Consider the following 13,292-nt stretch of genomic DNA (forward strand, 5'->3'; position numbering starts at 1 on the left):
GAAAGCCCGGCAGACCTGCACGCAGGCGGACAGTTACTGCCCTCCTGTTTCTCTTCTGCGCCATCACCACAAATCTTTTCCAACCCCCTTACGCCTCCAGCAATTCCACCTGCCGGCCGTCCGGGTCCTGCACGAAGGCCATGTCACGTCCGCCGGGGCTGGGTTGCAGGTCGCGGGTGACGTTCACGCCTGCGGCCCGGAGCTGGGGCAGCAGGTCGCGCAAACCGGTGACGTAAACGGCGATGTGCTCGGGCCAGTGCGGGTGAACCTGCGGGGTTTCGCCTGCGATCTGGAAGAACTGGAGTTTGCCTTCGCCCAGCCGCAGCACACCCCGGCGATACCCTTCATGCGTCAGGATGTCCTTTTCGGTCACGCCGCCCAGCCGCCCGTAAAAGGCGAGGGTGGCGCTCAGGTCGCGGGTGATGAAGGAGACGTGCTTGAGCATGCGCTCAGGGTAACGTGGAGAGGCAGAAAATAAAAAACCCGCCTTCTCTGGCGGTGATAATAAAAAGATAGCCCGTTATGCGCGAAAAGTCAAATTCATGCGCCGCATCGAAAAAAGTGTGTGTCAGCGCCGGAAATGACAAGAGCCTGAGAGCTGGCGCTGCATAAGACCTCTCCCCTATCCTGGGGCATGTTCCTGCTGCGCCCTCCGACACCGGCCCAGACCGAACAGTTCCTGACGGCACAGCGGGCGCTGAAGGCCACCAGTTACCGTGAACTCTGCGCGACCCGTGAGGGACAGTGCCCGGTGGGCTACCTGTCCGATCAGCACCGCTTCGTGCTGGGCGCCGGAGAGGCGTACTTCCGGCGGGCGGTGGCGGCCCTGCGCTCGTGGCAGGTCTTCGAGACGCCTTGGGTGACCCTGCTGAACCCGGACGCGCCGTTCGAGGTGGGCGCCACGCTGGCGCTGCTGGTGCGCCACCTGGGGTTTTACAGCCTGATCGGCAACCGCGTGGTGTACCTGCTCGACGAGGAGCGCCGGGTGGGGTTCGGGTACGGCACGTTGGAAGGGCACGCGTTCGCGGGCGAGGAACGTTTTGTGGTGGAGTGGTTGCCGACCGGTGAAGTGGTGTTCGAGCTCTTCGCGTTCTCGCGCCCGGCCCTGCCGCTGGCACGGGTGGGGCAGCCGGTGGTGCGGCGGTTTCAGGCGGCAGGTGCGGCGCAGTACGGCGCAGCGATGGTGCGGGCGGTGCAGGGGCCTGAAGCGTCTCCTCATGATCCAGATGGGGGAAACGCTTCCAGCATGCCCTGAACTACACTCTGGGCATGACCTCACCAGCCACAGTCACCACGGCCGCGCCGGAGTGGTACAAGAGCGCCGTTTTCTACGAGCTGTCCGTGCGCACCTTCGCCGATGGCAACGGTGACGGGAAAGGCGATTTTCCGGGCCTGACCGCCAAGCTGGATTACCTCAAGAACCTGGGCGTGGACGTGCTGTGGCTGCTGCCTTGGTTTCCCAGCCCGCTGCGCGACGACGGGTACGACGTGGCCGATTACCGGGGCATTCACCCCGACCTGGGCACGCTGGAGGACTTCAAGACCTTCCTGGCCGAAGCGCACGGGCGCGGCCTGCGGGTGATCGGCGACCTGGTGACCAACCACACCTCAAGTGATCACGCCTGGTTTCAGGAGGCGCGCAAAGGCCCGAAACTGCCCGACGGCAGCGACAACCCGTACTTCGACTACTACGTCTGGAGCGACACCGGCAGCGAGTACGGCGAGGCGCGAATCATCTTTGTGGATACCGAGACCAGCAACTGGACGAGGGACGAGCAAAGCGGCCGGTTTTACTGGCACCGCTTTTTTTCCAGTCAACCCGACCTGAACTACGACAACCCGAAGGTGGTGGAGGAGTTGCTCTCTGCCGCGCGCTTCTGGCTGGATCTGGGCCTGGACGGCTTCCGGGTCGATGCCGTGCCGTACCTGATCGAGCGCGAGGGCACCAACTGCGAGAACCTGCCCGAAACGCACGACATCCTGAAGAAGATGCGCCGCATGGTGGACGCCGAGTACCCGGGCCGCCTGCTGCTGGCCGAGGCCAACCAGTGGCCGGAGGACGTGGCGCAGTACTTCGGCACCGAGGAAGACCCCGAGTTTCACATGTGCTTCAACTTCCCGGTGATGCCGCGGCTGTACATGAGCCTGAAAAAGGAGGACACCACCTCCATCCGCGAGATCATGGGCCGCCTGCCCCAGATTCCCAGTTTCGGGCAGTGGTGCACCTTCCTGCGCAATCACGACGAACTGACGCTGGAAATGGTCACCGAGGAGGAACGCGCCTTCATGTACGCCGCCTACGCGCCGCAGGCGGAAATGAGGATGAATGTCGGCATCCGCCGCCGCCTGACGCCGCTGCTCGACAATGACCGCCGCCGGATTGAATTGCTCAATAGTGTGCTGCTGGCCCTGCCCGGCAGTCCCATCCTGTATTACGGCGACGAGATCGGCATGGGCGACAACATCAGCCTGTTCGACCGCAACGGCGTGCGCACCCCCATGCAGTGGAATGCGGGCCTGAACGGCGGGTTCTCCACCGCTGCGCGAGAAGCGTGTTTCTTTCCGCCCATCGACGACATGGTCTACGGTTTCGAGCGGGTGAACGTGGTCGCCGCCGAGAGAGACCCCGGCAGCCTGCTGCACTGGACGTCGCGCATCCTGGGCCTGCGCCGCCAGTACCCGACCTTCGCCACCGGCGACCTGCACTTCATCGACACCGACAACCGGGCCGTACTGGCCTTCGTGCGCCAGGATCAGAATGCCACGCTGCTGATCGTCAGCAATTTTGCGGCCACGCCCCAGAGTGTCACCCTGAACCTGGCCCAGTTTGCCGACAAAACCCCCATGACGCTGGCGGGCGGTTCCAATTTCCCGGCCATTCCGCAGGACGGGGGGTACACGCTGGCGCTGGGCCGGCACGATTACTACTGGCTCAAACTGGACTGAGCCGGGTTTGAAGGCAGTGCTGAACGCTGGAGTCTGAATACAGGGACAAAGCCCGCAGAAGGGCCGAAAGACCGGTCACGTCAACCTGAATTGATGGATTTAATTTTTCCGCTGTGGGTGTGCCTATCCTGTCTGGCACACCTGTATTTCTTTCCTGGCGGTCGCCATAAGCCGTGTCTTCTACACGCCTGACACGGCCCGCCAGCGCGTTACCGACCTTGCGCGTGCCGCACAGGTTTGGCGCCCAGAGGGCGGCACAGAGCGGGGACACAGACTTTCCGGCCCTGGTCGACAAAGACCCCAGTACCGGCAGCAGCGAAGCGGGCCTGACTGTCACTCCGGCCGCCTACTTGAACGCCAATGACACCCTCAGCGGGAAATTCAGCAGCAGTCCAGCCAGGTCGTGAGCCGGGCCGGGAACACGGCCAACTTCATGGCGCAGCCTGGTCAACCTGGGCCACAGCGGCCCTACGCATTTTCACACCCGCGCAGATGGCGCTTGCCTGGAACGAGTTGACTGCCTGGGTGCACAGGGGCATGCCCCTATCAGGCGGGCTGAACATCACGAAACGCTAAACCCCGGCGGCGCGGCCAGGGGCGTACCCTGCGGCATGACCATCAAGGCGCTGTTCTGGGATATCGGCGGGGTGCTGCTGACCAACGGCTGGGACCGCGAGCAGCGGGCTGACGTGATCGCCCGTTACGGGCTGGACGCCACCGACTTTACCGAGCGGCACAAACTGGCCGTGCCGGAACTGGAGCTGGGCCGCATGACCCTCGACGAGTACCTGAGTCAGGTGGTGTTCTGCACGCCGCGCGAGTTTTCGCGTGAGGATTTCCGGGCCAGCATGGAGGCCGAGAGCCAGCCGAAGGAAGAGGTGCTGGCCCTGGCGCGTGAACTGGGCGGGCGCCACCGCATGTATTCGCTGAACAACGAAGGGCACGACCTGAACGAGTACCGCATCCGCACTTTCGCATTGCATGATTTCCTGCTGGGGTTTTTCACGTCGTGTTACCTGGGTGTCATGAAGCCCAACCCCGCCATTTACCGCCTGGGTCTGCACCTGGCGCAGGTCTCTCCCGCCGAAGCGGTCATGATCGACGACCGCATTCAGAATGTGGAGGCGGCGCGCTCGGTGGGCATGCAGGCGGTGCAGTACATCAACGCGGCGCAACTGCGCGACGAACTGGCAGCACTGGGCATCCACTGAAGCCCATTCAGACGGCAGTCAGGGCAGTGTGCTGCACTGGGCCATGACCGCAACCTGGCGAAACCTGCTGGCTTTTGTGCTCGGCTGCACCGCCGTGGCGCTCGGTTTCTGGGGGGTGCTGCAAGGGGTCAAACTGCACCACCTGCTTCCCCTGTTGGGTCTCCCGGCAGGGGCGGTTCTGCTGCTGGCAGCCTTCCGGATTTCCCTCAGCGAGTCAACGCCAGGGGCCAGAGACGCGGACAGGTGAAATTCACATCCCGGCGGAGTACAAGTGAAGGCATGCGTCCTGTACCTGTCCTGCTGACGGCTTTACTGCTGGCTGTGCCTGCTTCAGCCGCGGGCGTAGGGCTTCGTTCATTGCTCACCGGCAGCGGCGGTCAGCTGCGGGCCGGCGGGAATTCGTTCGTGGTGGTCAAACGCACCAGTGACCTCAAGCGCTTCGAGCTGGGTGTCATCGTGGCGAACCGGGCCGGCGACCGGGTGCTTGATCTGATTCTGGCCGTCAAGCGCCCGACCCTTTCCCCCAGTGAACTTGACTTGCTCAGGGGAAACGCCGCTTACGCCGCCACGCGCTGCTTTGGGCTGGACGCCACCCAGCTTCCGGTCTTCAACGCATGGATCACGCAGCAGAATGCCGGGGCGGGCCAGCGGGTCAGCGCCACCTTCGGCAAGGTAACGGCCATTTATGTGCGCCAGAACAAACCCGCCGCGCCGTACACCACCGTGGAGCTGTACCGCGAGGCCGACCGGCCCGGCATGGGGGCCTGGGTCAACTACTGCACCCGCTGACTGGCGCCAGTCTTTAGGTTTTTAACCCAGTTCGGCTTCCTGCACGATATGCAGAACGCGCTCGCGGATCTGGCGTTCCTCGCGCAGGTAACGCTGGGCGCTCATCTGCACGCCGATGCTGGCGACCACCTGATCGCCGTGGTGGTAGGGCACACCCAGAGTGCACTGCCCCGGAATCCATTCCTCGATGCTGTAGGCGTACCCCAGGCGGCGCACGCGGGCCACTTCGGTCTTCCATTCGTCCAGGGTGGTGATGCTGCTTTGCGTGCAGGCCTCGAAGGTGCTGGGGGTAATGTCGTTGAAGGCGTACAGCAGTTTGCCGCTGGCGGTGGCAGTGGCCGGCAGGTAGATGTCGAGCGGCAAGTCGATGTCCGCGTCGGGGTGGCGCTCGCGGATGGCGGCGACCACGTCCTCGCCTTCCAGCAGGCACAGGAAAGCCACGGATTTGACTTCCAGAGCCAGGCGCGTGATCAGGGCGCGGGCATCCTGGAACCACGGCAGCGCGGCCGTCAGTTGTGCACCCATCTCACTGATGTGCCAGGACAGGCGGTACTTGCCGTGTGGGGTGCGGCGCAGGAACCCGGCTTCGGTCAGGCCGGCCAGGTAGGCGTGCGCGGTGGCGCGGGGAACATCGAGGTGCGCGGCGAGGGCACGCACACCCCACTCGGGCTGGTCGGCGCTGAAGGCACCGAGGATGGTGGAGGCTTTCTGCAAGGACAGCACCCGTCCAGCCTACAGGGACACAGCGCGATTGTATAGCCCAGGCGTGCCCGTAGGTTCAGCTGCGCCACACCTCATCCGTCACGTCCGTCTAGGAATCATGCAGTTTATTAAGCCAGAAGAAAGCAATTCATTAAGACAAAACGCCACCGCCCAGAGCCAGGGTAGTCGTGAAATGAGTTTTCTCGATTACTGAGATTAAGGTTGTCCATTATACTGTCGTCCATGCAGTCCCCTCAGATGCCGCTCACGTCCTCAGGACTACTGACGGACATTGGGCGGCAAAGAATCGGGGGGGTTAATCAAGACGCCGGTATGGCCCTGGACTTGCCCCGGGGCGGGCTGTACGCCGTAGCAGATGGCATGGGCGGCCACGCCGCTGGGGAACTGGCCGCCAACCTGGCGCTCGATACCCTGACGCAGAACTACCTGGAAGGCCGGGGCCAGCCGCCCGAACGCCTGGCCGAGGCGGTGCAGGCCGCCAATCTGGCTGTGATCCGGCACGCCGTGGGCGAGTCCGTCGGTATGGGCACCACCCTGCTGGCCATCCTGATCGACGGCGGCGCGGCCCTGGTGGCGCACGTCGGCGATTCCCGCGCCTACCTGCTGCGCGACAACGAACTGCTGCGCCTCACCGACGATCACTCCTGGGTGGCCGAGCAAGTACGTCTGGGGTTCCTGACCGAGGAAGAAGCGCACGAGCACCAGTGGAAAAGCGTGGTAAACAATGCCCTGGGCGGCGAGGAGCGCGTCAGGTTGGAACTGTTCGGGCTGCCCGTGAAGGCCGGTGACCGCCTGCTGATTTGCAGTGATGGCCTTAGCGGCGTGGTGGCAGAACCTGAACTGCTGCGTTTCCTGAGCCGCCGCGACGCGCCTGAAACCGTCACGCGCCTGCTGGTGGACGCTGCGAACGACGAGGGTGGCCCCGACAACATCACGGCCGTGATCGTGGATGTCATGCGCACCCTGCCGCTGCCCCGTTACGCCCTGCCCCCCCGCACGCCAGACGGGCCGGAGTACGTGGACGTCCTGCTGACTGCCCGGCGCGGCAGCAGCCTGGTGACGTACCTGATCCTGACCCTGGTGTACTTCACTCTGCTGGGCATGATCCTGATTCCCGAGCATCGCACGCTAATCGGCCTGCTGGGACTGCTGCTGCTGGCCGTGATCGTCTTTCTTCAGGGGAGGGTGCAACGCGGCCTGGTGGCCGCCCGGAGTACCCGCCCGGCGGTGGCCCTCAAGCGCGTCGGCACCTCCCTGCGTTCAGACCCCGACCCCCCGGAACGCAAGTTGAACTGACTCTCGCCTGCCCAGGGTGCAGTGCTCCGTGAAACCCCCGGGCCGCGTGCCCTGAACCCTTCCGGGCATTACAGTACGGTCATGAAAGAAATTATCCAGACGGACACCGCGCCCGCCGCCATTGGCCCCTACAGTCAGGCCGTGAAGGTGGGGCACCTGCTGATCACCAGTGGACAGATTCCCCTGACCCCCAGCGGCGACCTGGTGGCGGGAGGCATTGCCGAGCAGACCGGGCAGGTCATGCGTAACCTCGAAGCCCTGTTGGCCGCCGCTGGCAGCGACCTGAACCGCGTGGTCAAGACTACCGTGTTCCTGGCCGACATGAACGAATTCGCCGCCATGAACGCCGTGTACGAGCAGCATTTCACCGCACCGTACCCGGCCCGCAGCACTGTGCAGGTCGCCCGCCTACCGCGCGACGTACGCGTCGAAATTGAAGTGATCGCCGACCTGAGCTAAGTCGGCTGAAGCCAGAACGCCCCGGTGAAAAGCCCGGAAGCTTTCTGGTCTGGCGCATAGAATAGGGGGTTTGTGCCTTCCGTCTCGACGCTAGGCCCCCATTCGTGGCATTGTGCTGGGGTGTTTGTCCTACCTGTTCGCTTCGAGCGAAGTCCCAAATTGCACAGCATGCTCAGCGAGCAGGACTACCCGGTGGGTACGCGCGTGGTCGTGCAGGGCAAACGCGGCCCCGAAGTCGCCACCGTGCGCGGCCAGGCCAGCCCACCCGACCCCAAAGGCCGTTACGGCGCGTTGCTGCGGGCCGCCAGCCCGGAGGAACTGAACCGCTGGGAAGACCTGCACCGGCAGGGCGAGGACTTGAAGTGGCTGCTGCGGGCCCGGGCCCGCGAACGCCGCCTGCCCGTGAAACTGGTCGCGGTGGAGTTCACGTTGGACGAGAGCCTGGTGACCATCAGTTACAGCGCCGACGAACGCATCGAGCTGGGGCCACTTATCGCCGAGTTGCGCGAACACACCCGCGCCCGCGTGAACTTTGCCGCCATCGGCCCGCGTGAGCAGGCGCAGATGCTGGGCACCCTGGGCGCGTGCGGCCGCGAGAATTGCAGCAGCACGCACCTTCAGGATTTCGCGCCGGTCAGTATCCGCATGGCCCGCGACCAGCAACTGCCGCTAAACCCTGAAAAACTCAGTGGGCCGTGCGGGCGACTGCTGTGCTGCCTGCAGTTCGAGCACACCCAGTACCTGGAACTGCTCAAGGATTTGCCACGCAAGAACGCCCGCGTGTGTCATGAAGGCAGCGGCGCCTGCGGGAAGGTCACCAAACTTCACCCGCTGAAAGGCACCGTCGACATACATACCGAGCAGGGGCCGGTGTACGACCTGCCCGCCAGTGAATTGAAACGCGCGACTGACACTCCAGCCAGCCACCCTGGCAAAAGCCGCGCCGAAAGCCCTTCAGAGTCAGAAAGATAGTCCGCCTGACGGGCCAGGCTCGACGCTATACAAAAGCGGCACCCTGGGCATTGACGACTGAACAGTGGGCGGAGCCATACGGCGTCAGTCGTCAATGTTCGTGGTTCCGCTTCTTCCCATACCTGAGAAGGTGGAAGAGTCCTCTGTGCTGTCGGGTACTTGGATTAGAGATTCAGCGACAGCCAGTCAAAATCTAACGATTCAGGATCAACGCCATTCGTAGGATTTCACACAGATGCCACTGACCGTGAAAATCATCGCGTACAGCGCAGTCAAGCGACTGACGCAGAGAACAAATAAGAAAGGTGAGAGAAAGAAAGCCATATAAACGGAATCCAAGGCCTTCTTCCTTCACACTCATGACCTATCTAACCAGCAGTTTTACTAGCGAACCCGCAGGAGATTATTTAGGCGCGCTAGAAATGCCGAACAGGAACGTGGACGTCTGTGTGGTCGGCCCCCACTGGTACCCGATGGTCGGCCCGATCAGGACGGGCAGGCGCTTATCGTAAATCAGGATGTCCCCACGCAGATAGGTGTAGTCGCCCGTCCAGTTACGGGTGGCGCGAATGCGGAAGCCGCCCAATCCGGTGTTCTGGTTAGGGTTAATCGGCGTCCTGAGCAGCAGGCTGCCATTCGTCTCCTCGTAACGGGCGAAGTTGAAGTCCGGAATGGCCACCTTACCGAACGCGAAACGTTCAAGGTGTGAGACATCCAGCAGCAGCGTACGGCTGGGATTATAGGTGGCCCCAAAGGTCAGATCCACGCTGGTCTGCGCGGTGGACTGCGCCGGGAAAGTGTACAGCCGTGCGGTGGCCACGCCGCGCACCGAGGTTGCCGGGTTCAGTTTCAAGGTATCCCTGGCGGTCACTTCCGACTGCGTGTAGGGAGCAACGACACCCTTTTGCTCGGCGATACCCACATTGTTCAGGACGCGCACCTTGTTATTCGCCACCGTGAAGGCGTACCCGACGGAGACCTTGGAATGATAGCCCGCGCCCTGCCATTTGGCGCTCCACTGTACACCCGTGTAGGGATCGTAGGTCATTTCCGCACGGGGAATCCCTGTTTTGGCGGTCGCGCCGTTATCAAACACACCAGCTGCGATCAGGACACCCTGGTAACGGGTGAAGAGGTTGTATTCCCAGTAATTGGGGCGTTTGGCCAGTGTGAAGCGAATGTCCTGCGTCAGCGGCAGTGGGAAGGCCCTTATCCCAAAGCCGTCGGACGGCGTAACCAGCACAGTCGTGGAGCCGAAACGCGAAAAGTAGTTGGGGGGAAACTTGGCGGCGAAGGCCTCCAATCCCGAAGGCTGGGGGGCTGACGCGGGGGTCACCGAACTTTGCGCTAGGGCACCCCCGCTCAACAGAGTCAGGGTGAGGAGCTTGTGTCCCAAGGACAAGCGGTTAGTAGTGAGGAGTTGAGTCATAAGCCACGTATACTATAACTTTGTTAACCGTTCACTTTTCCAGTTCAACAGTCAAAATTACTTCTACACTTTTTTACGCCCAACTCATTTTCGAGTCATGAGAAACTTGAGGCACGAAATCTCACTTCCCTACAAACTGATATTTTTGCGCATCTATAAGTCTTCTTCACTGTCTACAGGAAAAGAAAGAGTAATATCTTACAATCCGCTCGTACACCAAGGCAGTTTGCAAGGCCCGTCTATGATGCCTTGGTGGGGTCGATTACCGACCAGAATAAAAAGTCGAGAGAGACAGGTTCCTCGACTCTTCGTCAGCTTTACTTGTCTGCTGGGAAAAAGCACCACAGCATAGAAAAAGACCTGAGCTGAACGCTTGGTCGTCCGTCGTGCAGCCGATGACCTCAGCCCGTGGTGTTGAACTTGTTTTCTGGAATCATGTCGGCGAGTAAAAGCCGAACGGTCTGGCTGTCGTTCCGGCGGGCACCCTCGACCAGACGGGTCAACTCGTGTTGCAAAATATTCGGATTGACCTGCTGTAGGTTCGCGCTGAAAATCTCGCTGTGGCTGGTGGCGCTGGTACCCTCGCCGCTGGTCAGCAGTTCCTCGTACAGCTTCTCGCCAGGACGAATGCCGCTGTAGACGACATCCACGTTCCTGGCCCCACTGAGGCGGATCACGTCATGTGCCAGATCGGAAATCTTGACTGGCTCACCCATGTTGAGCAGGTACACCTTGCCGTTTTCCGCGAGCCCTCCGGCCTGGAGCACCAGTCGGGCTGCCTCGGGAATAGTCATGAAGTACCGCACCATGTCGGGGTGGGTCACGGTAATCGGGCCTCCCATCCGAATCTGCTCCATGAAGGTCGGCACTACGCTGCCGCGGCTGCCCAGCACATTCCCGAAACGCACCGACACCAGGGCCTGATGCACATTGGCACGCGCGGCCCCGGCTGCCACCACCATCTCGGCGACTCGCTTGGACGCCCCCATCACGCTGGTGGGATTGACCGCCTTATCGGTGGACACATTCACCAGCCGCGTCACACCGTACTTCAGCGACAGCTCCACGATGTTCTGGGTGCCCACCACATTGTTGAGGATGGCCTCCGAGGGTGTCTGTTCCATCAAGGGCACGTGCTTGTGGGCCGCCGCGTGAAACACCACTTCCGGGCGATACTCAGCAAAAACCGCTTCCAGCCGGGCCAGATCCCGCACATCGCCGATCAGACCAATGTGTTTGATTTCAGGCCAGTGGCGCACCAGTTCCTGCTGAATGGAAAAAATGCTGTTTTCACCACGCCCGAACAGCAGCAGGGTGGCCGGGCCGAATGGCACCAGCTGACGTACGATTTCCGAACCGATGCTGCCTCCCGCCCCCGTCACCAGAATGACGCGGCCCTTCAGGTAACTGGCGATTTCGGACGTATTTAACTTGACTGGAGGGCGGCGCAGCAGATCTTCCAGATTCACCTCACGAATCTGGCTGATATTCACGTCCCCGCTCAGAATTTCGAATACTCCTGGGATAATGCGGTAACGCACCTGGGCTTCACGTGACAGGTCAACCACCCGCCGCACGAACTCACCCGAGGCGGAAGGAACGGCAATCAGCACTTCTTCTGCCTGCTCGCGCTGCACGACCGCCAGCAGGTCACTCACCTGCCCAAAGACTGGCAGGCCCACCACGCGTTGCCGCTGTTTCAGGGGTTCGTCGTCCAGAAAACCGATGGGTTGCAGGCCCGCCTCCGGGTGACGCTGCATTTCACGAACGAACATGCTGCCGGCCTCACCAGCCCCCACGACCAGCACACGGCGCAGGGGGCCGGCTTCGCGGCGCTGCGTGGTTTCGTGAAGCAGGCGCACCGTCAGCCGCACTCCACCCATCATCAGGAAAGCCAGGCCGCCGGCCAGCAGCGGGATACTGCGTGGAAAGTCCAGCCAGGGCCGCAGAATGAATCCGGCGGCAAACACGATCAGGGTCGTGAAAGCCACCATGCGGGCCAGCAGGTTCAGGTCGAGGACACCGACCCGGTTCCAGGCCTGGTGGTGCAGGGCGTACCTCAACTCCATGACCGCCATGACCAGGGCGCTTATCAGGAGGTATGCCCAGACACTTGGGGGGATGCCTTCTCCAAACAGGGTAGGGCGTCTGAAGGCATAGGCCAGGAAGCCCGCTGCCAGCCACACGCCCAGATCGATCAGAAATTTGGTGAGGGCCGTTGAAGGGGGCATGTTCACTCTTGCTGGGCCTGGCGCATCACGTCTTCAACGATGTCTGCCATGCGGCCTACGTCTTCCGGGGTGAGGGTAGGGTGAACGAGAAACATCAGGGACGTTTCGCCGAGTTCCTGGGCCACCGGCAACCGCTCCTGAGGCCCGTACCCTGCGTCCGTAAACGCCTTTTCTAGATAGATTTCAGAGCACGAGCCACTGAAGCAGGGCACCCCCCGGGACGTAATCTCGTTCATGATGCGGTCACGGTTCCAACCTTCGCGCAGTTGCTCGGGCTTCACGAACACGTAGTACTTGTAGTAGGCGTGGTCAATCTCTGACGGCGGCAGGGTCAACCGGAAAGCCGCCACTGCCCCGAAACGCTCGTTGAGCACAGCGGCGTTGGCCCTGCGCCGCGCTGCCCATTCCGGGAGTTTCCGCAGTTGAATGCGCCCAATCGCCCCCTGCACCTCGAGCATGCGCCAGTTCGTGCCGAATGACTCGTGCAGCCACCGGAACCCCGGCGGGTGCTCCTTGTTGTACACCGCGTCGTAACTCTTGCCGTGATCCTTGAAGGCCCAGGCTTTCTTCCACACTGCCGTGTCGTTCAGCGCCAGCAGTCCGCCCTCGCCACCCGTGGTCATGATCTTGTCCTGGCAAAACGAGAAGGCTCCAGCGTGCCCGATACTGCCCACCGGTCTCCCCTTGTAAAAAGCCCCGTGTGCCTGGGCACAGTCTTCAATGACAATCAGGTTGTGCTCGCGGGCCAGTGCCATGATGGGATCCATGTCACACGGCCAGCCCGCCAGATGAACCGGAATGATGGCCCTCGTTCTGGAAGTGATCAGCGGGCGAATAGTCTCCGCCGTGATGTTCTGAGACACCGGGTCGACATCAGCAATGACCGGAACACACCCACGCATCACCGCCGCACTGGCCGACGCGATAAACGTGCGCGTCGTCGTGATGACCTCGTCGCCTTCACCGATCCCGAAGGCATACAGGGCCAACTCCAGTGCCAGTGTGCCGTTATGGAGGGCAATGGTGTGGTTAACGCCCAGATAGTCTGCATACTCCCGTTCAAACTCACGGCACACGTTGCCTGTCCAGTAATTCACCTTGCCGGACTGGAGGACATCGTTCACAGCTTGAATCTCATCCGGCTCGAAGACGGGCCAGCCGGGCAAGGAGCGCTGCTGCGCTGCCAAAGGTTCAATCACCTTCATACCCACTCATCATAAAGACATTGTGGCACCG

General features: G+C 62.1%; 14 protein-coding genes. 9 read left to right on the forward strand and 5 right to left on the reverse strand.

Annotation, left to right across the window (positions count from 1 at the left end; translation table 11 throughout):
• Positions 1-88 precede the first annotated feature (88 nt).
• Positions 89-445: a VOC family protein gene (locus E5Z01_RS09975; protein ID WP_135229223.1), complete on the reverse strand. Its 357-nt coding sequence runs from the start codon at positions 443-445 to the stop codon at positions 89-91.
• Between the two features lie 189 nt (positions 446-634).
• On the opposite strand from E5Z01_RS09975, the gene E5Z01_RS09980 reads away from it, so the two are divergent.
• The 6 genes from E5Z01_RS09980 (at position 635) to E5Z01_RS10005 (ending at position 4,946) form a co-directional block, all read left to right on the forward strand.
• Positions 635-1,255 (forward strand): DUF1990 family protein, encoded by a 621-nt coding sequence (locus tag E5Z01_RS09980; protein ID WP_135229224.1) that lies wholly within the window; start codon positions 635-637, stop codon positions 1,253-1,255.
• Between the two features lie 14 nt (positions 1,256-1,269).
• Entirely contained in the window at positions 1,270-2,946 is a 1,677-nt protein-coding gene (gene treS, locus E5Z01_RS09985) for a maltose alpha-D-glucosyltransferase (protein ID WP_135229225.1), read from the forward strand.
• A 173-nt stretch (positions 2,947-3,119) separates the two neighbouring features.
• Positions 3,120-3,353: a hypothetical protein gene (locus E5Z01_RS09990; protein WP_135229226.1), complete on the forward strand. Its 234-nt coding sequence runs from the start codon at positions 3,120-3,122 to the stop codon at positions 3,351-3,353.
• A gap of 204 nt (positions 3,354-3,557) precedes the next feature.
• Positions 3,558-4,157 (forward strand): HAD family hydrolase, encoded by a 600-nt coding sequence (locus E5Z01_RS09995; RefSeq protein WP_135229227.1) that lies wholly within the window; start codon positions 3,558-3,560, stop codon positions 4,155-4,157.
• 43 nt (positions 4,158-4,200) lie between these two features.
• The gene (locus E5Z01_RS10000; protein ID WP_135229228.1) at positions 4,201-4,404 is read left to right on the forward strand and encodes a hypothetical protein; all 204 of its coding nucleotides are present in this window, start codon (positions 4,201-4,203) and stop codon (positions 4,402-4,404) included.
• Between the two features lie 74 nt (positions 4,405-4,478).
• A complete protein-coding gene (locus E5Z01_RS10005; protein WP_135229229.1) occupies positions 4,479-4,946 on the forward strand; it encodes a hypothetical protein in 468 nt (155 codons plus the stop codon).
• 21 nt (positions 4,947-4,967) lie between these two features.
• Here E5Z01_RS10005 and E5Z01_RS10010 read toward each other — a convergent pair whose 3' ends face one another.
• The gene (locus E5Z01_RS10010) at positions 4,968-5,669 is read right to left on the reverse strand and encodes an IclR family transcriptional regulator (protein WP_135229230.1); all 702 of its coding nucleotides are present in this window, start codon (positions 5,667-5,669) and stop codon (positions 4,968-4,970) included.
• Positions 5,670-5,891: 222 nt separating this feature from the next.
• Here E5Z01_RS10010 and E5Z01_RS10015 point away from each other — a divergent pair, with 222 nt between their 5' ends.
• From E5Z01_RS10015 to E5Z01_RS10025, 3 genes are all read left to right on the forward strand, one after another.
• Positions 5,892-6,965, forward strand: a complete 1,074-nt coding sequence (locus E5Z01_RS10015) for a PP2C family protein-serine/threonine phosphatase (RefSeq protein WP_135229231.1) — start codon at positions 5,892-5,894, stop codon at positions 6,963-6,965.
• Positions 6,966-7,046: 81 nt separating this feature from the next.
• Positions 7,047-7,424, forward strand: a complete 378-nt coding sequence (locus E5Z01_RS10020; RefSeq protein WP_119763591.1) for a RidA family protein — start codon at positions 7,047-7,049, stop codon at positions 7,422-7,424.
• A 168-nt stretch (positions 7,425-7,592) separates the two neighbouring features.
• Positions 7,593-8,396, forward strand: coding sequence for a PSP1 domain-containing protein (locus E5Z01_RS10025; RefSeq protein WP_167757859.1), 804 nt, complete (start codon positions 7,593-7,595; stop codon positions 8,394-8,396).
• Positions 8,397-8,799: 403 nt separating this feature from the next.
• On the opposite strand, the gene E5Z01_RS10030 is transcribed toward E5Z01_RS10025, so the two are convergent.
• From E5Z01_RS10030 to E5Z01_RS10040, 3 genes are all read right to left on the reverse strand, one after another.
• Positions 8,800-9,699, reverse strand: a complete 900-nt coding sequence (locus E5Z01_RS10030) for a hypothetical protein (RefSeq protein ID WP_135229233.1) — start codon at positions 9,697-9,699, stop codon at positions 8,800-8,802.
• Between the two features lie 527 nt (positions 9,700-10,226).
• Positions 10,227-12,056: a polysaccharide biosynthesis protein gene (locus E5Z01_RS10035; protein ID WP_135229234.1), complete on the reverse strand. Its 1,830-nt coding sequence runs from the start codon at positions 12,054-12,056 to the stop codon at positions 10,227-10,229.
• A 2-nt stretch (positions 12,057-12,058) separates the two neighbouring features.
• A complete protein-coding gene (locus tag E5Z01_RS10040; protein WP_135229235.1) occupies positions 12,059-13,261 on the reverse strand; it encodes a DegT/DnrJ/EryC1/StrS family aminotransferase in 1,203 nt (400 codons plus the stop codon).
• Positions 13,262-13,292: the final 31 nt, after the last annotated feature.

Origin of the sequence: Deinococcus fonticola (genome assembly GCF_004634215.1) — a bacterium.
GTDB lineage: Bacteria > Deinococcota > Deinococci > Deinococcales > Deinococcaceae > Deinococcus > Deinococcus fonticola.